This is a genomic window from Bradyrhizobium sp. B124 (assembly GCF_038967635.1).
Classification (GTDB): domain Bacteria; phylum Pseudomonadota; class Alphaproteobacteria; order Rhizobiales; family Xanthobacteraceae; genus Bradyrhizobium.
This window is the reverse complement of sequence record NZ_CP152413.1, coordinates 8,756,205-8,780,821: the sequence shown is the minus strand read 5'-3', so window position 1 is coordinate 8,780,821 and position 24,617 is coordinate 8,756,205. Positions and strand designations below refer to the sequence as shown.

Below are 24,617 nucleotides of genomic sequence, written 5' to 3'. Positions count from 1 at the left end.
CGCATCGGGAGATGAACGATATGCGCTCGGGGACCTCTGCGCATCTCTGGATAGTTGCTCTGGCACTCGCCGCAGCCCTCAGCCGGGCTGCGGCGGCCGATGATCAACAGGTGTGCTTGAAGGGATCGCAGGAGACCGCGGCCGCGACGATCGCCGCCTGCACACGGGCGATCGAAAGCGGAGACTACAGTGATCGGCGCTTGTCCAAATTGTATCATCAGCGCGGTTACTCCTCGTCATGGACAAACGACGCCGATCGGGTCGATCGCGCCTTCAAGGACTACACTGAGGCGATCCGGATTGATCCGAAAGCTGCCGACTCGTTGCTCAACCGGTCACATATCTACAATCAACGGCACGACTACGACCGCGCGATAGCGGACGCCAACCAGGCATTCGAAAGCGGTCTGTCGCACTATGGAAAGCAGGTCGGATACGGCGAGCGCGGCTATGCCTATCAGGCCAAAGGGGACAACGACCGTGCCATCGCGGACTACACCAGCAGTATCCAGCTGGATGCGAACAACAAGGCTACCCTCATCACGCGCGGCAACGCCTACTGGGCCAAAGGCGACCTTGATCGTGCCATCGCCGACTACGACGAGGCGATCGCGCTCGATCCGAAATATGCGCTCGCCTACTACAATCGCGCCACTGCATACCGGGCGAAGGGTGATCTCGATCGCGCCATAGCCGATTCAAGTCAGGCGATCGCGCTCTATCCAAGATACAGGGACGCCTACTATAACCGCGCCTACGCTTACCAAGCCAAGGGGGACCTTGAGCGCGCCATCGCCGACTACGATCAGATGACCGCGCTCGATCCGAAGGACAACGACGCCCGCAGCAATCGCGCCAAGGCGTACTGGTCAAAGGGCGATTTCCGTCACGCCATCGCGGACTCCGATCCGGGTCAGGTGTCGTCATGGCTTGCTACTGCTGTCTTTCTAGCGGCCGCGGCATGGCTCTGTCGCCGACTAGGCATGCAGGCGCGCGGACGGTTCTCCGGGCGGACAATGGTCGAGATTTGCGAACAGGAGGTCGCCGAAATGCAGCGCAAGAACGCTGCCCTGGAGAAGATCGCGGTGGCTCTGGAGAAGCGCTCGTTGGGTTAGCTCGGATTCCCGGCACGACGGTCAGGCGCGACAAAGTTGAGGATATTGGTAACCGGCGCCCCCCCTTGCGAAGGGCCGGAGTGACAAGACCGTAAGCGCCAACGTGGCTCAAGCTGTTGTTGCCCACTACTCTCTAAACGCGTGGCAAAATGCGTCCGCATCCCTCGGCGTCACAATGACTTTCCGAAAAATGCCCCGGTCGCGATGAAGGAGAACATACGGCCCGAACGGACGGTTCACGAGATTAATGGCCCAGGTGAAACCTGCCTCCCAAAAAGAGATCTTTTCAAATCTCATGATCTCATCGCGCGGGATCGCCCAAACAACAAATCTTTTGAGGATGACAAATTCGACGGCCGCGGCTCCTAACCTAACCTCGCAGAGGTAATGGGAAAAGAGCTGCAAGCCTCCAAACAAAACCACGCCCATGGGGATCATAGCGAGGAATATGAGCGGTGCCGGGTTCGAGTGGTTCATGGGGCTGCGGACAACTGCGCATCCTCGTCGACGCATAGCGGAACCTCCACGCACAACCTGTCGCGCGTGAGGAGCGTGCATGATTTCGGAATATTGGAAGAATATCCCTGAGTTGCCCGACGTGTCAAGTTGCCTCGTCGAACGCCGGCAGCCGCAGCCTACTTTGCATGGGGTTGTTTTCGATATTTTGGCAGCGCACGGCTGCGGCCGGGAATTCCTTCGCCACCACCCGCAGTTGCGAGGCAGGCCACCTCTCGTTAACGACGCGCGCTGACCTGCTGCACCCGAGATTAACCCTACCGCCAACAAACAGCCGGCTGCGTCGGCATGTTCACCAGGCAGCGGCGCATTTCGCGTTACCTAATCAGCAACGAAGGTCACTGCTCGCGCCTTCAGCGAGGGCCATGCCCATGGACGTCAACCGCCGCCATCTGATCGGAGCAACCGTCGCCGGCGCAGCCGGCGCGCTTGCGATGTCGCCGGATGCTGCGCGCGCTGCCGCGCAATCTGCCGGCTCGCTCGGCCGCGACGTTACGCAATATGGCGTCCGTCCCGGCAGCCCCGACGACCAGACCCGCAATCTGCAGCGCGCGATCGATGATGCCGCGCGCGCGCAGGTGCCGCTGGCGTTCCCGCCCGGCATCTACCGCACCGGCCTGTTGCGGCTTGCGCCCGGCAGCCAGCTGATCGGCGTCCGCGGCGCCAGCCGGCTGGTGTTCAACGGCGGCGCCTCGCTGCTGGAGGGCGAAGGCGCCGGCGGCATCGTCCTGATGGGCCTTACCTTCGACGGCGGCAACGTTCCGCTGCCGGCGCGGCGCGGCCTGGTCCATTGCTTGTCCGGCCGCGACATCCGCATCACCGATTGCCAGTTCACCGGCAGCGGCGGCAGCGGCATCTGGTTCGAGCAGATGTCGGGCGACGTTAGCAACAACATCTTCACCGGCATCGCGTCGACCGCGCTGGTATCGTTCGACGCGCTCGGCCTCATCGTCTCGCGCAACACCATCAAGGGCGCCAACGACAACGGCATCGAGATCCTGCGCACCGCGATCGGCGACGACGGCTCGATCGTCGCCGACAACCGGATCGAGGACATCAAGGCCGGTCCCGGCGGCTCCGGGCAGTACGGCAACGCCATCAACGCCTTCCGCGCCGGCAATGTGATCGTGCGCGGCAACCGCATCAGCAACTGCGACTTCTCGGCAGTGCGCGGCAATTCGGCCTCCAACATCCACATCACCGACAACAGCGTCAGCAATGTCCGCGAGGTCGCGCTCTATTCGGAGTTCGCGTTCGAGGCCGCGGTCATTGCCAACAACACCGTCGACGGCGCCGCGATCGGCGTCTCCGTGTGCAATTTCAACGAAGGCGGCCGCATCGCGGTGGTCCAGGGCAACATCATCCGCAATTTGCTGCCGAAGCGCCCTGTTGGCACCGACCCGAACGACGGCGCCGGCATCGGCATCTATGTCGAGGCCGACAGCGCCGTCACCGGCAACGTGATCGAGAACGCACCGACCTTCGGCATCGTCGCGGGCTGGGGCAAGTATCTGCGCGACGTCGCGATCTCAGGCAATGTCGTGCGCAAGGCGTTCGTCGGCATCGGCGTCTCGGTGGTGCCAGGCGCCGGCACCGCGCTGATCAACAACAACATGATCTCGGAAACCCCGCGCGGCGCGGTGGTCGGGCTCGATCACGCCCGCCCTGTGACCACCGACCTGTCAGTGGGCGGCGCCCAGCAATATGCGCAGCTCGTGGTCGGCGCCAACGCGGTGCGGCGCTAACCTTCGGCCTACAGCGCGTTGCGCAGCAACGGATAGCGCCGCTGGATGGTGTCGAGATCGAGCACCGGCGGCGGCATGACCGGAGGGGGCATCTCCAGCGGCGGCGCGTCGGCCACAACGGGCGGCTGCTCCAGGACCTCGGCCGCCGTTTCCATCGCGGCCGCGACCGCGGTCATCGCCGCCTCCGCCAATGTCGCAGCCTCCGAGCGGCGCTGCTGCGCCGGCGAAAGATCGCGCGGCGGCGGCAGCTTCGACTTGCCGCGTCCGAGCCAGGACAGATCGACCGGCGAATTGTCGAGCGAAGCTTCGCGGGTCAGCAATTCGCGCCAGATGTCGACCGCGGCCCGCGCTTCCCTGACATTCTCGAGAAAGGCCTGCTCGCTGTGATAGCGGCGCCAGCGTCCGGTTTCGAACAGCTCGTTGAGGTGCTCCAGCCTTTGCTCGGCAAGGTTGCACCAGCGTGCAACGATCTCCTGGCCTCTGGCCACGTCGGTCCGATGTGTCATTCAACTTGCCCGCAGGGAAAGAAACGGACGCAGACGCAACCGAACCGAATCAACTGGACGCGACACTGATATTCTGTGGAAAAGGTAAATAAAGTCTAACCAAATTCCTAATCGCGGACGGGCGATGAAGGAAGTCCGCTCGACTACGGAGTTTCTTGCCCGAAGCATCGTCACGTCATCGACTTGCATGGTGGCGATGTGCGTCGCTCCCGAACGCTGCGCAGCCGAACGATCCACAGCAAACAGCCGCGGCCGCAGCGCGCATCCCACCGCGATCACGCAGCGCGACCGCGTCCGGCCAGTCCGTCATGCAAGGGTGCCCCCAAAATGAAAGACCCGTCCGGGGGGACAACCGGACGGGTCAAAGCCATATGGGCGCTTGGGGTGGATGGGCGCTCGCGCCTGATACAGCCGGGGAGGGATAAACCGCTCCCACACACATAAGTCGTGAGAGGACGGCGGACGTTCAAATCGCCGGCGATTTTTTTAACCTTTTCGCCGCCCGGTTCCATCGCACCGCTGCGGGCGTCCGGCACCGGAAATCACTGCGCAGCACGGTGATTTGCCGCGGAATCGTCCGCTGCGATCGACGGCGCGGGTTCATTCAACGCGCGGCTCACGGAAGTGTTATTGCCGTCCGCTGCCTTTGCAGGCTGCGGCGGTTCGTCCACAGTGGCCGCGACCGGCGCGCTGGTCGCCGCCGTCACCGCAGCAAGCGCGTCCGCCTCCCCGGCGCCGAACAGGTCATCACGTCCGGGTGCCCCGAGATCGCGGGCCGTGCCGGTCAGGACCTTGCGCACCTCGGCGGGCTTCAATGCCGGATTGCGCTCCAGCACCAGTGCCGCGATGCCGCTGACGAACGCGGCCGAAAAGGAGGTGCCCGACATCAGCTGATATTTGCCGTCCGGCACCGGCACGAGGAGATCGGCGCCCGGCGCCGCCAACGCGACGTAGCTGCCGCGGTTCGAGGCCGCCATCAGCCGCTCGCCGGCATCGATGCCGCCGACGGCGATCACATCGGGATTGGCGGCGGGATAGAGCGGCGGCGACTTCGGGCCGGCATTGCCGGCCGCGGCAACCAGCACGACGTCCCTCGCCGCGGCGGCGGCCACGGCGCGCGCGACAAGTGCGTCCTGCGGTCCGGCAAAGCTCATGTTCACGATCTGCGCGCCGTGCGCCACCGCGTAATCGAGGCTCCTGAGGATCACATAGGACGTACTCTCAGCGCCGCCGGCGGCCGCGCCGAAGGCGCGGATCGCCAAGATCCGCACTTCCGGCGCACTCCCCGTCAGCCTGACGCGCGCCGCGATCACCCCGGCGACGGCGGTGCCGTGGGCATGCGGGCCATCCTTGCTGCCGAGCGCATCGAACGTATCCGCGACCGTGTTGGCCAGTTCCGCATGCGCGGCATCAATGCCGGAGTCGATGACGGCGATGGTGACGTTCATCCCGCGCGCCAGCCTGTGCGCCTCGGGCAGATGCAGCTGCGTCTGGGCGTATTGCGCCGGATCACTGCTGCCCGCTGCCGGCTTCTGGTCCTGCAGCGCGTAACGGTAGTTCGGCTGCACGGAGCGGACGCTGCTGTCGCTGGCGAGATCGCGGGCCACCGCGTCGGCGGAGCGATTGCCGGCTGTGCGGAACAGGCCGATCGTCGCGCCGAGCAGCGGGATGTTCTGCGAGGCGATCCGCCTCAGACCATGGCGACGCGCCAGCGCGTCGGTCTGGGTCTCGGTCAATGCGCCGTCGATCTCCGCCACGAGCTCGTTCGGCACGGTTCGCGTGGCCGCCACGTCCTGCGCGCGGCTGCTGCCGCCACCGCCGGCCCTTCCCTTCCTCGCAGCGCCCTTGCCGCCACTGTTGACGGAGACCGGCCGGCCGGAGCATTGGCGCGTGCCGTCATCGCAGTCGGCAGAGAAACGGGGGGCGTCATGCACACGGGGCGGCGGCATGCCCGATCGCGGTCCATCGCCGGTCCACGACGTAGCCGGACCGTGGAGCGGCGCGCGGTCAGCCAGCCCGCCACCGGCCCCGCCGATGCCGGGATTGACCCGCGGCCCGATGGAGAGCGGCCTGCCGCCGATCGGTGATCTCACGAAATTCTGGGCGTAGGCCGAGCCGGCAACAGACACCAGCAACAACACGGCGGCAGCAATGGCCGCTCGGTTCGTCGATCTGGTCCGGCCGTTGGCGGTCATGGTGACCTCAACTCGGCGCAGGACCGTCAGCTACCGTTTACGGCGTCTCGACCGCGAGGCTGACGATCTTCTCTTTCTGCAAACGGGCAATCAGCGATACGACGCCATCCTTGTCCATCGCGCGGAACTGCAATCGGAACATCCCGCCCTTCCCGTCGATGATCGCGCCCTGGTAATTGTCGAGCAGCGACGTGATGTCGGCGATCCTGGCATCCGGCGTGAAGCGCACCAACAGCCGCGTCGGCGCGGCCGCCACGCTGGCGCCGAGGTCGCGGGTGATCGGCGCACTGGGTGCGACGGCCGCGCTCGGTGCGCTGGGGGCGCTGCGTTGTTCGGCGGCATCAAGCGAGGCGGTCTGGAACGAGGCCGGCTCGCTGCGCATCAGCACCGCACCGATCACGCCGGCCTGCAGCAGCACCACGATCGCCCCGAGGCTGGACGACCAGGCCAGCGTCCGCGGCGACAATTTCGAAAAGAACTCCGCGACGGAGCCCGACATGCGCGCACCCGCCGACGGCTTGCGCTCCGGCTCGGCATCGATCGCGGCGAACAGCTTCTGCATGGCACGCGCAGAGGGCGCACCGAGGCTCTCGTTGAGGCCGATGGTCTCGGCATATTCCTCGCGGATGACGGCATACTGCCTGGCCAGCTCCGGATCGGAAGCGAGTGCGTCCTCGACGCGGCGCGCGTCACGCGCGTTCAGCGTGCCGGCCGCATGCCAGGGCAGCAGCATCTCGACATCGTCAGGATCTTGACCCTGCACCTTCTTGTTGCTCGCAGCCATCATGGCCAACCTCGCTCGACACCGGCTGCCTTCAGCAACTCGGCAAGTTTCTTGCGCGCATAGAACAGGCGCGTCTTCACGGTGTTCTCCGGAATCCCGACGATCTCTGCGACGTCTTCCACGGATTTCTCGTGATAGTAGACAAGATCGACAATTTCCCGGTGTTCCGCCGATAGTCCCGTCAGGCACTTACGCAGCGTGTCACCCGTGTCCTTCTTCTGCACCACCGTTTCCGGATCGTCGGACGTGTCCTCGATCGCGTTCGCGGCCTCATCGTCCAGTTCGGCGTCTTTCCTTCGCCGCAGCGAAGACAACGCCTTGAACCGGGTAATCGCCAGAAGCCAGGTTGAAACGGCGGATCGTCCCTCGAATTTGCCCGCCTGACGCCACACGTCCAGAAAGACCTCGCTAATGAGGTCCTCCGCCACCTGTTCGTCCCGCACGAGCCGAAGCCCGAAGCGGTACACCCTGACATGATGCCGTCCGTACAGCACCTGCATGGCGAGCCGGTCGCCTTGAGCGATCCGAGCGATCAGAACCTCGTCTGAAGCCGCCTGTGTCGCGCTCAATGGCCGTCTCGCAAAGTTGGTCTGAGGGGGGTGGCGCGTGGTTCGACGCGAGAGGCAAGATTCTTCACATTACGGCAATGTGCGCACCGCATGTGTGATCTATGACACAGTCGACGATCCCATTCAGGAAAAATCGCCGGAGACTCGGTAAGCGGTATCATAATAGTGAAAACTCTCGCGGACTCGCACCATCCGGCGCGACCATACCAAGGCTTTGCCGGCAAGCCAGCGCTGTCGCGAAGCGGGCGCCGCCGGAAGCCCCCGTCCCGACCGCTTCCGACCCGCCTCCGCGAACGGATTCCCCTTACGAAACAAGGGTGACGACCGGGTTTCACCGGAGCAGATTCGGTTCCAAAAGATACCAAACCTAAAGGCTTTCCCACTTAGATTTTCGCCGGATTTCAGCAATGGCGAGACCATGGGCAGCGCTGCGTCGTCACTTCCCAGCCCGATCGCGGGTGCATCGGAAAGCGGCCGTCCCAGGCTGACGCGCGAGCGCCTGGCGCGCCGGGCCAGGCAGCGCCGCCAGATCCAATCGATGATCGCCGCCTGCTTCGTGCTCGATGCCGTTGTGCTGCTGATCTATGCGCATGCCGGCACCACGTCGGTCCTGGTGGCGGCGGGCTATGCCCTGACCGGCCTCTCCCTCGTCGCCATCTATGTGCTGCTTTCGGAGCGCGGCTTTCACGAGCGCTTCCGCGACCACTACCTGGTCGCGCCGCAATCGGCCGTCAACATGGTGAACCTGCTGGTGTTCACCTACATCGCGCCGGAAGTCGGCGTGCTGTTCCTCTGCAACCTGTTCGTGGTGTTCGGCTTCGGTGCGCTGCGTACCTCGGCGCGCCAGACTGCGATCGTCTGGACCATCATGGTGCTGGGCCTCGCCGCGCTGTTCCTCGGAACCGACAAGGCGATCGGGATGCCGACCGGCACCAGGATCGACCGCCTCGCCACCATGCTGGTGTTCGCGCTGACGATCGGGCGCTGCATGTGTCTCGGCATCTTCTCGAGCTCGATGCAGCAATCGCTGTATCAGAGCGGGGTGAAGCTGAGGGAGGCTTACCGGCGCATCGAGGAGCTCGCCGAGCTCGACGAGCTGACCGGCACCTCCAATCGCCGCAGCATCATGCGCACGCTCGAGGAGGAGATCGCGCGCTGCGCCCGCAACGGCAGCTCCTGCGCGGTGGCGCTGATCGACCTCGACCATTTCAAGCGCATCAACGACGTCTACGGCCATCCGATCGGCGACGAGGCGCTGCGCACCTTCGCCATCGGCATGTTCGCCAATCTCCGCAGCATCGATCGCTTCGGCCGTTACGGCGGCGAGGAATTCCTGCTGGTGCTGCCCGACCTGTCGCAGGATCAGGCGATGCGCGCGCTCGAGCGGCTGCGCGCGATCATCGCCGGTCTCGACTGGAGTGCATTCTCGCCCGGCATGCAGGTGACGATCTCCGCAGGCGTCACGACGCTCAAGCCGCACGAAAACTCCGACACGTTACTCGCCCGCGCCGACGGCGCGCTTTACGCAGCCAAGGCGAGAGGACGCAACCGCATCGCCAGTGCCTAACAACCTTTCATTTCGCTATTCGGCGCCGGAGAATCCGTCGCCACCGCTCCAGGACAGAGTCATGAGTTCGAAGCCCGAGACCGCCCCCGAAAGTCTGCTCGACGAGCTGCAGACGACGCTCGCACACGGCACCGTCGCACGCCGTGTCGAGACGCTGCGCCGCGTGACCGACCTCTTCATCAACGGCTCGGTCAACTATTCGGACCAGCAGATCGTGCTGTTCGACGACGTTTTCCAATGCCTGCTGGAGCACATCGAAAACTCGGCCAAGGCGCTGCTCGCCAACCGCCTCGCCCCGATCGAGACCGCGCCGCCGCAGACCATCCGTACCCTTGCATTCGACGACCTGATCGAGGTCGCAGGCCCCGTGCTGACGCTGTCGCCGCGGCTCGACGACGACACCCTGATCGAAACGGCGCGCAGCAAGAGCCAGGCGCATCTGCTCGCGATCTCCAACCGGAAGACGCTGAGCGGCGCCGTCACCGACGTGCTGGTGCTGCGCGGCAACGACGAGGTGATCCAGAGCGCGGTCAACAATCCCGGCGCGGAATTCACCGAGCGCGGCTTCACCCGGCTGGTCAGCCGCGCCGAGGGCGACGACAATCTGTCGACCTGCGTCGGGCTCCGCCCAAGCATCCCGCGGCATCTCTATCTCAAGCTGGTCGCCAAGGCCTCGGACACGGTCAGGCAGCGGCTCGAGGCTGCCAATCCGCAGCAGGCCAAGGAGATTCCGATCGCGGTGAAGGAGGCGACGCGACGCGCGCGCTCGGCGCCCGCCGCCGTGACGCCGGACACCACGATCGCGCATGCGCTGGTCAAGTCGCTCTACCAGGACGGCCGGCTCGACGAATTCCAGCTCGCAGCCTTCGCCGAGGCCGGCAAGTTCGACGAGACCAATGCCTCGCTTGCCGCGCTCGCCAATGTCTCGGTCAGCATCGCCGAGAACATGATGATCGAAACCCGCGCCGAGGGCGTGATGATCCTGGCCAAGGTCTCGGGCCTGTCATGGTCGACGGTGCGGTCGATCATCAACCTGCGCGACGACATCTCGGGCGGTGAGCCGACCGATTTGCAGGCCTGCAAGGACACCTATGAGCGGCTGCGGCCATCGACCGCGCAGCAGGTGCTCCGCTTCCATCGCATGCAGCAGTCCGCGCCCGCGGCCTAGTATCGTAACGCCCGCGTCCCCATCAGCGCGCCGACGCTTGCGACGATCGCGGTCGCCAGCGTGTACCAGGTGGCAACGAACAGCGGCGAGTCATCGGTGCAGTGCGACGCGTAGACGGTGGCCGCGAGCCCTGCCGAGAGCAGGCCTGCCACCGCGCCCGCGATCGCCGGCCGCGCCGGTGCGCCCTGCCGGAGCCCGTACAGCGCGCCGACCAGCAGCGGCAGCGACATTGCGGGGATCGCGGTCATGCACGCGACCGAGTTCTTGCCGATCAGCCGCGTCATCATCGGCGTACGCTGCGGCATCATCATCTCGCCGCTGATCGCGGCAACGAGGATGCCGGCGGGAATCAGCAGCCACCAGCCGAAGCTGCGCAGCGAGGCTTCCGGTCGCGTCAGATGCAGGCTGACCGCGATCGCCGAGGCGGCGAGCGCCAGCGTCACCGCGAATTTCAGGTCGAAGAACGGATTATGCATCGCCGTCATCACGTCGGGCCGCACGCCGAGCTCGGCGAAGAAGATCAGCAGCGAGACCGGCGCCGCCGCCAGCAGCGCCATCATCAGCGCAAGACCGATCGGACGAGGCCGATAGGCATTGTCGGCGGTCAGGGTTCGAATGAGTTGATCGGTGTCCATGCTCATCGGTCCCGTAATTTCGCGGTCAGGCTCGCAAGCCCACGATGCAGTGCAACCCGCACCGCGCCCTCGGTCATCGCGAATTTCGCAGCGGTGTCCTTGATCGAGGTGCTGTCGACCGCGATCGATTGCAGCACGTCGCGCTGCCGCGCCGGCAACGCCTGCAACTGGGCGGTCACCTCGCCGGGCGAGGCCGTCGGCTCCGGTGTTTCCCCCGGCAGCGTCTCGGCGAAGTCATCGATATTGACGAAGATGCGCCTGCCGCGGCGGCGCAGCGCGTCGATCAGCTTGTTGCGTGCGATCGCGAACAGCCACGGCGCGAACGGCGCGCTCGTGTCCCAGGTCTGTCGCTTCAAATGCACCGCCAACAAGATGTCCTGCACGATGTCCTCGGACTGATCGACCGGTTGTCCCGCGCGCGCCAAGCCACGTCGCGCCGCGGCACGGAGTACCGGCGTGATGGCCTTGAGCAGGCGATGATACGCCGCGTCATCGCCTGAAATGGCCGACCGCATCAGGTCGGTCCATTCATCCTCACGTTCGCGCACGCAGGCTCCTGAATTGCAATTCGGCCGATCTTTCAGTTTGTTACGCGGCACGCCAAGGACATCACGAATTCGTGATGATCATCCTCAGGCAACGCCGCACCGAGGATCAGCCTCAAAGAATCGCTCCGGCGGGTTTGCAGACGGAAGGGCTCATAACACCGATCGGTCCGACACGCATCGGTGCAGCTGCTGCCGACGATCCACTGGGATGATATTGCCCAGCTTTTGCCCTCTGAGGCCCGAAGATTCCCTTTTTTTGCCCCGGTGTAGACACGCAGCGGGGTCTCATTTCGCGTTCGGGACGGGCGAAATGGGGAGATCATCAGAATGAAGATCAAAGCCAGCGGGCGCTTGGCCCTGATGGTTGCGACAGGGCTGACAGGGTTTTTCGTGTGTATCGCCGGACCGTTGCCGGCGCTTGCGGCCGGTTCGGATCCCGCCGCGGCGAAATCCGACAGTGCGACGACCGACAAGTCCGCGGACCAGAGTTCGCGGCATGGCCGGCGCCATGCGCGCCATCAGTCTTCCAAGACGGCTGACAAGACGGCCGACAAATCCGAGAGCAAGAAGACCACGAACGGTGCCGGCAGCGTTACGTCGGCGGGCATGCCCGCCACGGTCGCCAATGCCAATGCGGAGCTGACGTCCGGCGACGGCAATGCGAGCACCGCGCCCGCTAACGTCAATCCGGTGATGGCCGCCTCCGACAAGCCCGGCGACGCGCAACCCGACGGCAGCGTGGTCGCATCCGACCAGCTCAACGACCTCGACCGGGCCCTGCAGCAGGAGCAGCCGGTGGAACAACCGCAGCCGGTTCAACCGCAGACCGCCCAGCAGGAAGCGCCCGCGACGCCACCGCCTGCCGCCGTGCCGGCACCCAAGCCGGCCCCGGTTCTGGCGAGCAGCGACAGTGCGAACTGGGACCAGACCTCGCTGATCGGGAAGATCTTCATCGGCTTCGGCGCCCTGCTCACGGTGGCCTCCGCAGCGCGTATGTTCATGGCCTAGGCGGAGGTCCTCGCGGCTTGCGGCGCGGTGCGCCGCACCGCAGCCCAAAGCCTCGCTTCAGCCACTTGAAGAGCATCCCGCCAGCGGGCACATTGCGCCGCAAATCAGGCACGGGGTTTGCGTCATGGCTACGTTCGAATTCATCATTGTCGAAAGCAAGGGACCGGTCGGCGTCATCACGCTGAATCGGCCCAAAATGCTGAATGCGCTGTCGTTCGGCGTATTCCGCGAGATCGCCGCGGCGGTGGACGATCTCGAGACCGACGACAAGATCGGCTGCATCCTGATCACGGGCAGCGAAAAGGCCTTCGCGGCCGGCGCCGACATCAAGGAGATGCAGCCGAAGGGCTTCATCGACATGTTCAACAGCGACTTCACCGCGATCGGCGGCGACCGCGTTGCCCGTTGCCGCAAGCCGACCATTGCCGCGATCGCGGGCTATGCGCTCGGCGGCGGCTGCGAGCTTGCGATGATGTGCGACATCATCATCGCCGCCGACAACGCCAAGTTCGGCCAGCCGGAGATCACCCTCGGCACCATCCCGGGTATCGGCGGCACACAGCGGCTGACCCGCGCGATCGGCAAGTCGAAGGCGATGGATCTCTGCCTCACCGGACGCATGATGGATGCGGCGGAAGCCGAACGCTCGGGCCTCGTGTCGCGGATCGTTCCGGCCGACAAGCTGCTGGAAGAAGCGCTCGCCGCGGCCGAGAAGATCGCCTCGATGTCGCGTCCGGCCGCCGCGATGGCCAAGGAAGCCATCAACCGCGCGTTCGAGACGCCGCTCTCTGAAGGCATGAATGTCGAGCGCAACCTGTTTCACTCGACCTTCGCGCTCGAGGATCGCTCCGAGGGCATGGCGGCCTTCATCGAGAAGCGCAAGCCGGTCAACAAGAACCGCTAGTTCACGCGGCTTCGTTGCAACGCCGCGGCCACGAGCGCGCGATAGGCGCGCTCGGCGAAATGCGTCGGCTTGTCGAGACCGAGCCGCGCGAGGCATTCGCGGTCGGCGGCGTCAGGCGGATGCCGCATCCCCTGCCACAGCAGGCCGGCGAGTTGCAGCGGGGTCTGCTGCGCCTGCTGCAAGATCTGCAAGGCCGGAATCAGCCGTTGCTCGACGTCGGTGAAGTCACTGCCGAACGGGAATGACGGCAACAGCCCTGCGTCACGCGCGGGCTTCAGCGCCGTGCTGATGCGCTCGGGATAATTTTCGCGGTGAGCGACCGGGATTTCGTGATTGCGCGGCAGCTTGCCGGCATCCTTGGCCTGCCGCAGCAACTCGCCCTGGAAGCGCGAGTCCGCCACCTGCAACATCGCGGCGATCACATCGGCATCGGACTTCCCCCGGACGTCGGCGACGCCGTATTCAGTGATGAAGACATCTCGCAGGTGCCGTGGAATGGTCTCGTGACCGTAGGACCAGCGGATGTTCGACTGCGTCTGCTTGCCGGACTGATGGGTGGCTTCCAGCGCCAGCACCGAGCGCGCGCCCTCGAGCGCGAATGCCTGCGCCACGAAATTGTACTGGCCGCCGACGCCGCTCACGACCTGGCCGTTCTCGAGCCCGTCGGAGATCGCGGCGCCCAGCAGCGTCGCCATCATCGCGTTGTTGACGAAGCGCGCATCGACGCGGGCGCGGCGCTTGCCGTCCTCGTCGCCGAAGATCTCGTTGGTGAAGGACACCGGCATCATCTGAATTCGCGCCAGCTGCTCGGGCGTCATCTCGCGCAGCGCCCGATAGAAGGATTGCGGACCCAGAAAGAATGCGCCGTGCAGGATCACGCCGCCAATGTCGCGCTTGAGGATGCCGGCGTCGATCAGCCCGAGGAACGCCTCGAACAGCATCTCGCTGACGCCATAGAGGCCCTTCTCGAACGGCCCGGTCTCAGTCGCCGCGAGCTGTGCGCTACCGGGCGCTAGGCGCTGCATGATGCCGTGGAATTGGGCGTTGTCGCGGTGACGCACCACAAGCCCCTGCGCCAGCGCATCGCCGACCTGCCCGATCCCGATCTGCAGCGTGCCGCCGTCACGGACCAACCCCGCGGCATGCAATCCGATCGCATATTTGGTGTCGCTGATCGGCTCCGACGGCGGCGCGAACAGCGGGAAATCGGTGTCGGGACTGTCGAGCACCGCATCGAATTCATCCGCCGGCAGATCGCCGGGCCCCGGCATGAACGGCAGCTCGGAATTGACCTGGCCGATCAGCTTGAATGACGCCCGCCCCTGCGCGCGGGCGCGCAGCACGTCGAGGGTCGTGTCGGTGTTGCAGCTCAGGCTGTAGCGCGGCACGCCGTCGACCACGCGCTTGGCGACGAGTTGGGGCACGACATTCAGTCCGCGCGACAGCAGGTATGACGCTGCGTGAGTATAATTGGCGGAAATGTAGTGCTGCTGGGCGAAGGGCTGATGCAACCATTGCCCGGCGAGGAAGAAGAACTCGATCACCTTGATGTTGGGCGGAAGCGCGCCGCGATGCAGCGCCTCCGCATAGGCGAGATCCGGATAACCGCCGAACAGGCGATCGATCACGGGGCCGATGAAGCGCTGCTCGAGCAGGCTCTTCGGCTTCGGCCTTTCCAGAGTCAGCGCCGAGAACAGCGTCAGATTGATCGAGCGGTCGGCGACCGCCCGCGCGTACAGCGCGTTGACGATGTGGTTGGCCTTGCCGAGGCCGAGCGGCAGCCCCACCACAAGTTCGGTTCCGACGTCACGAACGATGTGCTCCGCGATCGCCTCGGGATCAGAGAAGAATTTCGGCATCTGCGATGAACTCGGGCAGGCAGGGGATGACCGGCATCGCTGAATCGGCGGCCCGGCGGTTTGAACTTATACTTCATATGACAGTTGCGTTCGCCTGTGACGAACCAGCAACAGACAACAACCGAAATGATGTGCAGATGTCGTGTGGCGGTTTGCCTGTGGCGGCGCCGGCCCGTAAACAGGTAGATGTGTCGACGGCATCGGCGAGAGCGGACTGCCGGGTTTTGGTTTGCGGGATCACATGGTTGGGCGTGCCGCGAGGGCTGGCGACGTAGCGAGGCGCGTGCTTTTGTCGGGCATCGGCCTTGGCGCGCTGGCCTGCGCGCTGCTGACGGACGCCGCGGCCCGCGCCGAGAGCCTGCCCGAAGCCATGGCCAAGGCATATCAGACCAATCCGCAGCTCAATGCCGAGCGGGCACGTCAGCGCGCGACCGACGAGAATGTCCCGCAGGCGCTGGCCGGTTACCGCCCCCAGATCACCGCCGGCCTCTCGCTCGGCCTGCAGGCGGTGCGCGACCAGTTGCCCGGCAACGTGATCCAGGGCGCGACGCTGAAGCCCTGGCAGATCGGGGTCACCGTGACCCAGACCCTGTTCAACGGCTTCAAGACCGCCAACAGCGTCCGCGTCGCCGAATTGCAAGTGCAGTCCGGCCGCGAGGCCCTGCGCAATGTCGGTCAGGGCGTGCTGCTCGACGCCGTCACCGCCTATACCAACGTGCTGGCCAACCAGACCCTGGTCGAGGCGCAGCGCGCCAACGTCGCCTTCCTGAAGGAGACCCAGGCGATCACCCAGCGCCGTCTCAATGCCGGCGACGTCACGCCGACCGATACCGCGCAGGCCGAGGCCCGGCTCAACCGCGGCCTGTCCGATCTCAACGCCGCCGAGGTCAACTTCGCGATCAGCCAGGCGACCTATGCGCAGGTGGTCGGCAGCGCGCCGTCGCAATTGCGTCCGGCCGAGACCATCGACCGGCTGCTGCCGCGCAGCCGCGAGGATTCGATCGCGCTTGCGGTGCGCGAGCATCCGGCCGTGATGGCCGCGGGCTTCGACGTCGACGTCGCCTCGACTTCGATCCGCGTCGCTGAGAGCAGCCTGATGCCGAACGTCACCCTGCAAGGCAGCGTCAGCCGCAGCCGCGACAGCGACCCCACGCTGGGTACTTTCGGGACCGACCAGGCCTCAGTGATCGGCCAGGTCACGCAGCCGATCTATGACGGCGGCACCGCGGCCTCGCAGACCCGGCAGGCCAAGGAAGTGGCGGCGCAGAGCCGCCTCGTGCTGGACCAGGTCCGCAACCAGGCCAAGACCGCCGTGGTCAGCGCCTGGGTCGCCAATGAGGGCGCCAAGATCGCGGTGTCGGCCTCTGAGTCCGAGGTGAAGGCCGCGGAGGTTGCGCTCGCCGGCGTGCAGAAGGAAGCCGCCGGCGGCCAGCGCACCACGGTCGACGTGCTCAACGCCCAGCAGGATCTGATCACGGCGCGGGCCCGGCTGATCGGCGCGCAGCGCGACCGCGTGATCGCCTGCTATACGCTGCTCAGCGCGACAGGACGCCTCGACGTCAAGACGCTCAATCTCAAGACGCCCGACTATCTGCCCGAGGTGCACTACCATCAGGTGCGCGACGCCTGGCACGGCCTGCGCACGCCGTCGGGACAATAGGCTTTGGGGAACCGTTCGCACTGCGAACCGGCCCTTTCCGCCCGCTCTCTCCGCCGATAACCTCCGCCCTGCCGGCCATCAACAATGCCGGTGCGCGGAGTGCGCGCATAACAGCCGAGCACGCAGGGAGACGTCCAATGCTGACGCGACGCAGTATGATGCTGGCTTCCATCGCAACGGGAGTGACCATGACCAGCAGCAACGCATTTTCCAAGGCATCGCAACCATCCACGCCAGTGAACTTCGACGTGCCTGCCGGTGCCTGCGACTGCCACACCCACATCCATGGCGATCCTGCGAAATTCCCGTTCTTCGCCGGCCGCGTCTACACGCCGGAACCGGCCTCGCCGGAGGAGATGAGCGCGCTGCACAAGGCGCTGCATGTCGAGCGCGTGGTGATCGTGACGCCGAGCGTCTACGGCCCCGACAATTCGTCGACCCTGTTCGGCATGACGGCGCGCGGTCCCACGGCGCGCGGCGTCGCCGTGATCGACGACAAGACCAGCGAGAGCGATCTCGACGCCATGCAGAAGGCCGGCTTCCGCGGCATCCGCCTCAACCTCGCGACCGGCGGCGTCAACGATCCCAATGTCGGCCGGCAGCGCTTCTCGGCCGCGATCGAGCGGATGAAGGCGCGCGGCTGGCACGTGCAGCTGTTCACCAGCCTCGCCATGATCTCGGCGATCAAGGACCTGGTCGCGGCAGCGCCTGTGCCCGTGGTGTTCGACCATTTCGGCGGCGCCGAGGCCGCGCTCGGCACGGGCCAGCCGGGATTTGACGACCTGCTCGCGCTGGTCAAATCCGGCAAGGCGTATGTCAAGATTTCCGGCGCCTACCGCGCCTCCAGGCTCGCGCCCGACTATGCCGACGCCGCGCCGCTGGCCCAGGCGCTGATCGCGGCCAATGCCGAGCGCATCGTCTGGGGCACCGACTGGCCGCACCCGGATTCGGTGACGCCCCTAGGCAAGAAGGTCACCGACGTCACGCCGCTGTACCAGATCGACGACGGCCGCCTCCTCAACCAGCTTCCGGTCTGGGCGCCGGATGCCGCGGTGCGCAAGACCATCCTGGTCGACAATCCGGCGCGGCTCTACGGCTTTACCTGACGTTGTCCTTCGGCCGGCGCGAGAAGTAGGAGATCAGCACCGGCAGCGTGATCAGGATCACCAACGGCGCCAGCATCATGCCGGTGACGACGACGATGGCGAGCGGCTTCTGCACCTGCGAGCCGATGCCCTCCGACACCGCCGCCGGCAACAGGCCAATGCCGGCGACGACGCAGGTCATCAACACCGGACGAAGCTGCAGTTCGCCGGTACGGATCACCGCGCGCATCCGATCATAGCCCTCGTCGATCAGCTGGTTGAACTGCGACAGGATGATGATGCCGTCCATCACGGCGATGCCGAACAGCGCGATGAAGCCGATCGCCGCCGACACGCTGAACGGAATGCCCGAGATCAGCAGCCCGAGCACACCGCCGAAGATCGCCATCGGGATCACGCTCATCGCGAGCATGGTGTCGACCATCGAGCCGAAATTGAGGAACAGCAGCACCGCGATCAGCACGAGGCTGATCGGCACCACGATCGACAGCCGCTTGATCGCGTCCTGCAAATTGCCGAACTCGCCCACCCATTCGATACGCGAGCCGGGCGGCAACTGGACCTGCTCGTTGACCTTCTGCTGCGCCTCCAGAATCGCGCTGCCGAGGTCGCGGTCACGCACCGAGAACTTGATCGGCAGATAGCGCTCCTGCTGCTCGCGATAGATGTAGGCCGCACCCGAAATCAGCTTGATCGAGGCGACCTCGCTCAGGGGGATCTGCGTGACCCCGCCATTCGGATTCGTTGCACCGATCCGCAGGTTCTGGATCGCCTCCGCGCTCTTGCGATATTCCGGCGCAAGGCGGACAATGATCGGGAAGTGCCGGTCGCTGCCGGGTTCATAGAGATCGCCCGCGGTGTCGCCGCCGACGGCGACCTTGATCGTGGCGTTGATGTCGCCAGGCGACAGGCCGTAGCGCGCCGCCCGCACCCGGTCGACGTCGATCTGGACGGTCGGCTGGCCGAGCGAGGTGAACACTGCGAGGTCGGTGACGCCCTGCACGGTCGACAGCACCGATTTGATCTTGTTGGCGGTGTCGGTCAGCGCCTGCAAATCGTTGCCATAGAGCTTGATCGAGTTCTCGCCCTTCACGCCGGACACCGCCTCCGACACGTTGTCCTGCAGGTATTGCGAGAAGTTGAATTCGACGCCGGGGAACTTGTCCTGCAACTGCGCGAGCAATTGCGCGGTGAGGACGTCCTTGTCATGCGTGCCCGGCCATTCGCCGGCCGGCTTCAACGGCGCGAAGAATTCGGCATTGAAGAATCCGGCGGCGTCGGTGCCATCGTCGGGGCGGCCGTGCTGCGACACCACCGACACCACCTCGGGACGGCTGCTGATCAGCTTCCGCATCTCGTTGACATAGGCGTTGCCTTCCTGCAGCGAGATCGTCGGCGGCAGCGTGGCGCGGATCCACAGATTGCCCTCTTCCAGCTTGGGCAGGAATTCGAGGCCGAGGAACCGCACGAAGATGATCGTCATGACCACGAGGCCGGCCGCACCGGCCATCACGATCTTGCGGTTGGCGATCGCCCAGTTCAGCGCCGGCAGGTAGATCGCATCGAGCTTCTTGACGATCCAGGTTTCGGTCTCGTGGATATGCGCCGGCAGGATGAGCGCGCTCAGCGCCGGCGTGATCGTAAACGTCGCCAGCAATCCGCCCGCCAACGCATAGGCATAGGTTCGCGCCATCGGCCCGAAGATGTTGCCCTCCACGCCGCCCAGCGTGAACAGCGGCAGGAACGCGGCGACGATGATGGTCGCGGCGAAGAAGATCGAGCGCGAGACGTCGGCCGCCGCCGACAGGATCGCATGGCTCTTCATCCCCATCACCGTGTCGTCGGAGATGTGCTCGCGCTCGGCTTCCGACAGTGCCGTGGTCTGCGACAGCCGACGGAAGATCGCCTCCACCATGATCACGGTGGCGTCGACGATCAGGCCGAAATCGATCGCGCCGACCGAGAGCAAATTGGCGGATTCGCCGCGCAGCACCAGGATGATCATGGCGAAGAACAACGCGAACGGGATCGTCGCGCCGACGATCAGCGCGCTGCGGAGATCGCCGAGGAAGATCCACTGCAACAGCACGATCAGCAGGATGCCGACCACCATGTTGTGCAGCACGGTGTGGGTGGTGAGCTCGATCAGATCCTTGCGGTCGTAGATGCGCTCGATCTTGACGCCCGGCGGCAGGATCGAGGAATTGTTGATCTGGTTGACCAGTTGCTCGACGCGGGCAATGGTCGGCGAGCTCTGCTCGCCGCGGCGCATCAGCACGATGCCCTGCACGATGTCGTCGTCATTGTCGATGCCAGCGATGCCGAGCCGCGGCTTCTCGCCGATCGTCACAGTGCCGACGTCCCTGACCAGCACCGGATTGCCGCCTGATTGCGAGATCATGGTGTTGGCCAGATCGTCGATCGAGCGGATCAGGCCGACGCCGCGCACCACCGCCGATTGCGAGCCGATGTTCACGGTGTTGCCGCCGACATTGATGTTGGCGTTGGAAACCGCCTGCAGCACCTGCGGCAACGTCAGGCCATTGGCGACCAGCTTGTTGAAGTCGACCTGGATCTCGTAGGTCTTGGTCTTGCCGCCCCAGCCGGTGACGTCGATCACGCCGGGCACCGCGCGGAAGCGGCGTTGCAGCACCCAGTCCTGCAGCGTCTTGAGGTCGAGCACGCTGTAGTTCGGCGGTCCCTTCAGCCGGTAGCGGAAGATTTCGCCGATCGGGCTGGTCGGGGAGATGCCGGGCTGCACGTTGCCGGGCAGCGGCGCGAGCTGCGACAGCCGATTGAGCACCTGCTGCAGCGCCTCGTCATAGGTGTAGTCGAAGGAGAACTGCAGCTTGACGTCGGAGAGGCCGTACAGCGAGATAGTGCGGATGGTCTTGAGGTTCTTGATGCCGGCGACCTGGGTCTCGATCGGGATCGTGATATAGCGCTCGATCTCCTCGGCCGAGAGGCCCGGGCTCTGCGTCACGATGTCGACCATCGGCGGGGTCGGATCGGGATAGGCCTCGATGTTGAGCTGCTTGAACGCAAACAGGCCGCCGATGATGACGACGACGAACATGGCCACCATCAAGTAGCGGCGATTGACGGCAAGGGCGACGAGGCGATCCATTCAGATCGGCACTTTCAACGGAGAGGATTTTTCTTGGTGAGCATGGTCTCCGCGCAAATGCGTTCCGCGTTTGTCGCGAGGGAAAGCCGGTTCCCACTTTTCCGGATCATGCTGCTAGGTACCTGATGCGGCGCGGTCGATGAAGAGGCTTCCCTTCGTCACGATCTGCTCGCCCGGCTTGAGATTGCCGGCGACCTCGACGAGGTCGCCATTGATGAGGCCGGGCTTGATCTGGCGCAGCTCGATGGTCTTGTCGTCGGCCTTCGCGATCCAGACGCGAACCTGATCGCCCTCGTAGATCAGCGCCTGTTTCGGCACGCCGACCGCCGGGTGGTCGCCCTTCGAATACAGCGTCACATTGGCGAACATCTCGGGCTTCAGCCGATTGTCGGCGTTGTCGATGGTGGCGCGTACCAGGAGCCGGCGCGAGGTCGCGTCGATCGCCGCGGCGACATAGTTGACCCGGGCGTTCAGCACCTTGCCGGGCAGCGCCATCACGCTGAAGCTGAGGTCCTGCCCGACTGCGACATTGTCGGCGTCGGATTCGCGGACAAAGGCGATCAGCCAGACCGTCGAGAGATCGCCGATCACATAGACCGGGTCGCTGGCGCCGGTCGAGACATACTGGCCGGGACCGGCCTTGCGCTGGACCACGGTGCCGCCGATCGGCGCGAACACCGTCGTCTCCGGATTGAGGCGGCCCTTCTGCTGCAATGTCGTGATGGCTTCGTCGCCGAAACCGAGGATGTGCAGCTTGTTCTGCGCGGCTTCCAGCAGCGTCTGCGCCGAGCGCGCATCATTCTGCGCCTGCACCAGCGCCGCCTGCGCGGTCTGATAATCCTTCAGCGGGATTGCCTTGCCCTCGGACAGGTCCTTGGCGCGCTTCTCCTGGATCTGCGCCAGGTCGAGCGCCGACTGGGCCTTGTTGAGGCCGGTCGTCGCGGCGACGTAGTCGTTCTGCGCCTGCACGGTGTCGGCCGCTTCGATCACGAACAGCGGCTGCCCCTTCACCACGGTATCGCCCGGCCGCACCAGGAGGCGGGTGACCCGCCCGGTATAGGGCGAGTAGACCGGGGTGGAGCGGTCCTCGTCGATCCCGATCTTGCCCTCGGTCACCAGTTCGGAGCGGAAGGTGTGCTCGGCCACGGTCTGGAAGGTCAGGCTGGCCCACTCGGCTGGCGATGGCGCATAGCGCGTGCCGCCCTTGCGGGACTGGCTGGAGACTTCCGACGGTGCCTGCTTGTCCGAGCCGAACCGCGTGTAGCCATAGGCGCCCGCGCAGGCGACCACCAGCACCGCCGTGGCCACGAGCAGGCGCGGGCGGCTAAAGCTCTGCATTCGCTTGATAAACTCTTTCAGCATGCGGTCCGCGGGGTCGATCGTTGCAGCTTCCGGCGGGACAACCCCAGCGGTGCGCTAATAGTGCCGAATTGGCGTTTCAAACAACCTAAAAATCGCTCTTCGGCGGTGCGCGTGGTTAAAGTTCGGATTGCCTGAATGGCGACTGAATGTCTCATCCGGGAAACTCCGGGGCAGCAAACCCTGGGGCGGGAAACTCAGCAGGATGGCTGCCGAGCGGCATCGCCGGGCGGGACCAATGGGCCGGGGTGCGCGACAGGATCGCGGCGTGCCGGACCGAACTCAGCGTGCCAAAGCCGGACGGAAGCCGCTCGATGAAGGGCTGCGCCGCATCCGCCTTCAGGTCCTCGGTGGCAAGACCTCCTTCGAGCCGGCCGAGATTCCACAGCCAGCGCCCGGTTTGCGCCAGCGACAGGCGGACGTGCCAGCTGCCGCCCTCGCGCGCCTGGCGTGCCCTGGCCATCATGGCGCCGAACGCCATGAAGTATCCGGTGGCGTGGTCGAGCATCTGGGCCGGCAATTCCTTCGGTCCGTCGACGCCGGCGGCCTGCCCCTCGGCGTGATTGAAGCCGGTCGTGGTCTGCACCAGCGAGTCGAAGCCACGCCGCTCCGCCCATGGACCGGCATGGCCATAGGCCGAGAGCGTCACATAGACGATCCCGGGATTGATGCGGGCCGCCTCCTCCGGCGAGAAGCCGAGCCGCGCAATCGCCTGCGGACGATAGCCCTGCGAGACAATATCGGCCTGCGCGACGAGACCGCGCATCACGGCCCGCCCCTCCTCACTGCGCAGTTCGAGAAAGCTCGTCAGCTTGCCGCGGCCGGTGTCGATGGTGAGCCAGGGGATATCAGGCAGATCGGGACCGGAGATCAGCAGCACGTCGGCGCCATGCGCGGCGAGCGTGCGGCCGGCGACGGGGCCGGCGATCACGCGCGACAGATCGAGCACCCGGATGCCGGCCAGCGGCCGCTTCCCCGCGGGCCACGGCTTTGGCGCGGCCTCGCCGATCTTCTCGATCGAGATCAGCGGCAGTCTTGCAAGTTCTCTTGCGTGCGGCGTCGCTGACCACTCGTCATATGAGCGCATCAAGGCGACGACGCCGCCGGCCGCATAGGCCGCGGTCTCGAACGCCTCGCCGTCCCATTGCAGCAGCGCGGCCTGGACATCGTCGCGCTCGGCGCTGCAGCCGAGCACCTTGCAGACGGCGTCGCGGTGATGCAGGAAATTGGTGTGCAGGCGGACGAAGCGGTTGTCGCGGACACGGTAGACGCCCGCGATCTTGTCCCAGGCCGGCGGCGGCGGCTTGTCGTCGACCCGCAGATATCGCTCGCTGCGACATTCGACGACGGCATGGCGCATGTCGACCGCGACGCCCTGCGGCTCGCCGCTGCGCGTTTTCCAGATCTCGGCCGCCGCAAGGCCCGCCGCGGCAATCGGTACCTGCGCCGCCGCGGCGACCCGAAACGACGACGGCAATTGCGGCTCGCTGCCGGTCAGGGCGACCGCGTCGAGCGCGGACGGCGCGCCACCGGTGCCGGTCCAGACATCGGAAAGGATTTCACGGATGTCCTGCATGCGCATTCCTGTTTGCGATTATTCTATGCCCGAGCATGATGACAAAATGGCAATGCCCGGTCCCCAACCGTCATACCCTATTTGGACAGATCACACTTTCCCGGACCAGGCCTTAGCTCTGCCCGACCCGAACAGGAGTTGCAATGGCTGCCATTGATCCCCTCACCGCCGGCGGCGTCTTCCTCGCGACCGCGGCGACCGACGCGGTCTACGTCATGTTCACCTCGGCAGTCGTCGCGCGCAAGCGCGTGCCGGCCGCGACCTGGAGCAGCGTCTGGTACGTGCTCTCCTCCTATGCGGTGATCAGCTACACCGAGAACTGGCTCTACGTCGCCTTCGCAGCGGCCGGCTCGTGGGTCGGCGCCTATGCGTCGATCACCTTCCTGCACCGCCCACCGGGCGGCCCGCCGGTGGGGGCCGCGGTGGAATAGCAGGCAGCTGCCGAAGAAATCATCCGCTTGCGAATGCAGGACCACGTTCAACCGTCGTCCCTGCGAAAGCAGGGACCCATAACCACAGGTGATCATCGTTACACGACGCTGTGGCCCCAGCGTCTCGAGACAATCAACATTTGTGGTTATGGGTCCCGGGTCGCGCTTCGCTTGCCCGGGACGACACCGAATTTGAGCCGGTTGTAAGCTTCGTGTAAGCATTCGCACGTAAGTCGCGG

At 65.4% G+C, this 24,617-nt stretch carries 20 protein-coding genes; 9 read left to right on the top strand and 11 right to left on the bottom strand.

The features are described from left to right. The first annotated feature begins 11 nt into the window (after window positions 1-11). Window positions 12-1,115, top strand: coding sequence for a tetratricopeptide repeat protein (locus AAFG13_RS40950; RefSeq protein WP_342710519.1), 1,104 nt, complete (start codon window positions 12-14; stop codon window positions 1,113-1,115). Between the two features lie 126 nt (window positions 1,116-1,241). On the opposite strand, the gene AAFG13_RS40945 is transcribed toward AAFG13_RS40950, so the two are convergent. Next, the gene (locus AAFG13_RS40945) at window positions 1,242-1,592 is read right to left on the bottom strand and encodes a hypothetical protein (protein ID WP_342710518.1); all 351 of its coding nucleotides are present in this window, start codon (window positions 1,590-1,592) and stop codon (window positions 1,242-1,244) included. A 410-nt stretch (window positions 1,593-2,002) separates the two neighbouring features. On the opposite strand from AAFG13_RS40945, the gene AAFG13_RS40940 reads away from it, so the two are divergent. Then, window positions 2,003-3,376, top strand: a complete 1,374-nt coding sequence (locus AAFG13_RS40940) for a TIGR03808 family TAT-translocated repetitive protein (RefSeq protein WP_342710517.1) — start codon at window positions 2,003-2,005, stop codon at window positions 3,374-3,376. An 8-nt stretch (window positions 3,377-3,384) separates the two neighbouring features. Here the strand turns inward: AAFG13_RS40940 and AAFG13_RS40935 are convergent, their stop codons facing one another. The 4 genes from AAFG13_RS40935 to AAFG13_RS40920 form a co-directional block, all read right to left on the bottom strand. Further along, complete coding sequence (locus AAFG13_RS40935; RefSeq protein ID WP_342710516.1) at window positions 3,385-3,882, bottom strand: TIGR03809 family protein; 498 nt, start codon at window positions 3,880-3,882, stop codon at window positions 3,385-3,387. Window positions 3,883-4,424: 542 nt separating this feature from the next. Further along, window positions 4,425-6,077, bottom strand: a complete 1,653-nt coding sequence (locus AAFG13_RS40930) for a S8 family serine peptidase (protein ID WP_342710515.1) — start codon at window positions 6,075-6,077, stop codon at window positions 4,425-4,427. A gap of 37 nt (window positions 6,078-6,114) precedes the next feature. Continuing rightward, window positions 6,115-6,861, bottom strand: coding sequence for a hypothetical protein (locus AAFG13_RS40925; RefSeq protein WP_342713510.1), 747 nt, complete (start codon window positions 6,859-6,861; stop codon window positions 6,115-6,117). Further along, the gene (locus AAFG13_RS40920) at window positions 6,861-7,430 is read right to left on the bottom strand and encodes a sigma-70 family RNA polymerase sigma factor (RefSeq protein WP_092125157.1); all 570 of its coding nucleotides are present in this window, start codon (window positions 7,428-7,430) and stop codon (window positions 6,861-6,863) included. The genes AAFG13_RS40925 and AAFG13_RS40920 overlap by 1 nt, the downstream gene beginning before the upstream one ends. Before the next feature lie 418 nt (window positions 7,431-7,848). Between AAFG13_RS40920 and AAFG13_RS40915 the strand changes: the two genes are divergently transcribed. Next, window positions 7,849-8,997, top strand: coding sequence for a GGDEF domain-containing protein (locus AAFG13_RS40915; RefSeq protein ID WP_212311078.1), 1,149 nt, complete (start codon window positions 7,849-7,851; stop codon window positions 8,995-8,997). Window positions 8,998-9,058: 61 nt separating this feature from the next. After that, on the top strand, window positions 9,059-10,165 hold the full coding sequence (locus tag AAFG13_RS40910) for a DUF2336 domain-containing protein (protein ID WP_092125155.1): 1,107 nt from the start codon (window positions 9,059-9,061) through the stop codon (window positions 10,163-10,165). On the opposite strand, the gene AAFG13_RS40905 is transcribed toward AAFG13_RS40910, so the two are convergent. Together AAFG13_RS40905 and AAFG13_RS40900 are read right to left on the bottom strand one after the other, a co-directional pair. After that, window positions 10,162-10,800 carry a DUF1109 domain-containing protein gene (locus AAFG13_RS40905; RefSeq protein WP_212311079.1) on the bottom strand — a complete coding sequence of 213 codons (639 nt, stop codon included), beginning with the start codon at window positions 10,798-10,800 and terminating at the stop codon, window positions 10,162-10,164. The two genes, AAFG13_RS40910 and AAFG13_RS40905, sit on opposite strands and share 4 nt — an antisense overlap. A gap of 2 nt (window positions 10,801-10,802) precedes the next feature. Beyond that, window positions 10,803-11,348 (bottom strand): sigma-70 family RNA polymerase sigma factor, encoded by a 546-nt coding sequence (locus AAFG13_RS40900; RefSeq protein ID WP_212311080.1) that lies wholly within the window; start codon window positions 11,346-11,348, stop codon window positions 10,803-10,805. A gap of 327 nt (window positions 11,349-11,675) precedes the next feature. Between AAFG13_RS40900 and AAFG13_RS40895 the strand changes: the two genes are divergently transcribed. Then, window positions 11,676-12,356: a hypothetical protein gene (locus AAFG13_RS40895; RefSeq protein ID WP_342710514.1), complete on the top strand. Its 681-nt coding sequence runs from the start codon at window positions 11,676-11,678 to the stop codon at window positions 12,354-12,356. Between the two features lie 124 nt (window positions 12,357-12,480). Further along, window positions 12,481-13,260, top strand: coding sequence for an enoyl-CoA hydratase (locus tag AAFG13_RS40890; protein WP_342710513.1), 780 nt, complete (start codon window positions 12,481-12,483; stop codon window positions 13,258-13,260). Here AAFG13_RS40890 and AAFG13_RS40885 read toward each other — a convergent pair. Next, window positions 13,257-15,119, bottom strand: coding sequence for an acetyl-CoA hydrolase/transferase C-terminal domain-containing protein (locus AAFG13_RS40885; protein WP_212311082.1), 1,863 nt, complete (start codon window positions 15,117-15,119; stop codon window positions 13,257-13,259). The genes AAFG13_RS40890 and AAFG13_RS40885 overlap by 4 nt on opposite strands. A 241-nt stretch (window positions 15,120-15,360) precedes the next feature. Between AAFG13_RS40885 and AAFG13_RS40880 the strand changes: the two genes are divergently transcribed. Together AAFG13_RS40880 and AAFG13_RS40875 are read left to right on the top strand one after the other, a co-directional pair. Next, window positions 15,361-16,779: a TolC family outer membrane protein gene (locus AAFG13_RS40880; RefSeq protein WP_342710512.1), complete on the top strand. Its 1,419-nt coding sequence runs from the start codon at window positions 15,361-15,363 to the stop codon at window positions 16,777-16,779. 137 nt (window positions 16,780-16,916) lie between these two features. After that, the gene (locus AAFG13_RS40875; RefSeq protein WP_342710511.1) at window positions 16,917-17,885 is read left to right on the top strand and encodes an amidohydrolase family protein; all 969 of its coding nucleotides are present in this window, start codon (window positions 16,917-16,919) and stop codon (window positions 17,883-17,885) included. On the opposite strand, the gene AAFG13_RS40870 is transcribed toward AAFG13_RS40875, so the two are convergent. The 3 genes from AAFG13_RS40870 to AAFG13_RS40860 form a co-directional block, all read right to left on the bottom strand. After that, entirely contained in the window at window positions 17,878-21,012 is a 3,135-nt protein-coding gene (locus AAFG13_RS40870; RefSeq protein ID WP_342710510.1) for a CusA/CzcA family heavy metal efflux RND transporter, read from the bottom strand. The two genes, AAFG13_RS40875 and AAFG13_RS40870, sit on opposite strands and share 8 nt — an antisense overlap. Window positions 21,013-21,126: 114 nt before the next feature. Then, the gene (locus AAFG13_RS40865; protein ID WP_212311086.1) at window positions 21,127-22,374 is read right to left on the bottom strand and encodes an efflux RND transporter periplasmic adaptor subunit; all 1,248 of its coding nucleotides are present in this window, start codon (window positions 22,372-22,374) and stop codon (window positions 21,127-21,129) included. 151 nt (window positions 22,375-22,525) lie between these two features. Continuing rightward, window positions 22,526-23,947, bottom strand: coding sequence for a CoA transferase (locus AAFG13_RS40860; protein ID WP_342710509.1), 1,422 nt, complete (start codon window positions 23,945-23,947; stop codon window positions 22,526-22,528). Between the two features lie 143 nt (window positions 23,948-24,090). Between AAFG13_RS40860 and AAFG13_RS40855 the strand changes: the two genes are divergently transcribed. Beyond that, window positions 24,091-24,378 carry a hypothetical protein gene (locus tag AAFG13_RS40855; RefSeq protein WP_050626238.1) on the top strand — a complete coding sequence of 96 codons (288 nt, stop codon included), beginning with the start codon at window positions 24,091-24,093 and terminating at the stop codon, window positions 24,376-24,378. The last annotated feature ends 239 nt before the right edge of the window (window positions 24,379-24,617 follow it).

Bases quoted from the DNA above. Each gene is read 5' to 3' on its own strand.
- AAFG13_RS40950 (WP_342710519.1), top strand. From the start codon at position 12: ATGAACGATATGCGCTCGGGGACCTCTGCGCATCTCTGGATAGTTGCT.
- AAFG13_RS40945 (WP_342710518.1), bottom strand. From the start codon at position 1,592: ATGAACCACTCGAACCCGGCACCGCTCATATTCCTCGCTATGATCCCC.
- AAFG13_RS40940 (WP_342710517.1), top strand. From the start codon at position 2,003: ATGGACGTCAACCGCCGCCATCTGATCGGAGCAACCGTCGCCGGCGCA.
- AAFG13_RS40935 (WP_342710516.1), bottom strand. From the start codon at position 3,882: ATGACACATCGGACCGACGTGGCCAGAGGCCAGGAGATCGTTGCACGC.
- AAFG13_RS40930 (WP_342710515.1), bottom strand. From the start codon at position 6,077: ATGACCGCCAACGGCCGGACCAGATCGACGAACCGAGCGGCCATTGCT.
- AAFG13_RS40925 (WP_342713510.1), bottom strand. From the start codon at position 6,861: ATGGCTGCGAGCAACAAGAAGGTGCAGGGTCAAGATCCTGACGATGTC.
- AAFG13_RS40915 (WP_212311078.1), top strand. From the start codon at position 7,849: ATGGGCAGCGCTGCGTCGTCACTTCCCAGCCCGATCGCGGGTGCATCG.
- AAFG13_RS40910 (WP_092125155.1), top strand. From the start codon at position 9,059: ATGAGTTCGAAGCCCGAGACCGCCCCCGAAAGTCTGCTCGACGAGCTG.
- AAFG13_RS40905 (WP_212311079.1), bottom strand. From the start codon at position 10,800: ATGGACACCGATCAACTCATTCGAACCCTGACCGCCGACAATGCCTAT.
- AAFG13_RS40895 (WP_342710514.1), top strand. From the start codon at position 11,676: ATGAAGATCAAAGCCAGCGGGCGCTTGGCCCTGATGGTTGCGACAGGG.
- AAFG13_RS40890 (WP_342710513.1), top strand. From the start codon at position 12,481: ATGGCTACGTTCGAATTCATCATTGTCGAAAGCAAGGGACCGGTCGGC.
- AAFG13_RS40885 (WP_212311082.1), bottom strand. From the start codon at position 15,119: ATGCCGAAATTCTTCTCTGATCCCGAGGCGATCGCGGAGCACATCGTT.
- AAFG13_RS40880 (WP_342710512.1), top strand. From the start codon at position 15,361: ATGGTTGGGCGTGCCGCGAGGGCTGGCGACGTAGCGAGGCGCGTGCTT.
- AAFG13_RS40875 (WP_342710511.1), top strand. From the start codon at position 16,917: ATGCTGACGCGACGCAGTATGATGCTGGCTTCCATCGCAACGGGAGTG.
- AAFG13_RS40870 (WP_342710510.1), bottom strand. From the start codon at position 21,012: ATGGATCGCCTCGTCGCCCTTGCCGTCAATCGCCGCTACTTGATGGTG.
- AAFG13_RS40865 (WP_212311086.1), bottom strand. From the start codon at position 22,374: ATGCTGAAAGAGTTTATCAAGCGAATGCAGAGCTTTAGCCGCCCGCGC.
- AAFG13_RS40860 (WP_342710509.1), bottom strand. From the start codon at position 23,947: ATGCAGGACATCCGTGAAATCCTTTCCGATGTCTGGACCGGCACCGGT.
- AAFG13_RS40855 (WP_050626238.1), top strand. From the start codon at position 24,091: ATGGCTGCCATTGATCCCCTCACCGCCGGCGGCGTCTTCCTCGCGACC.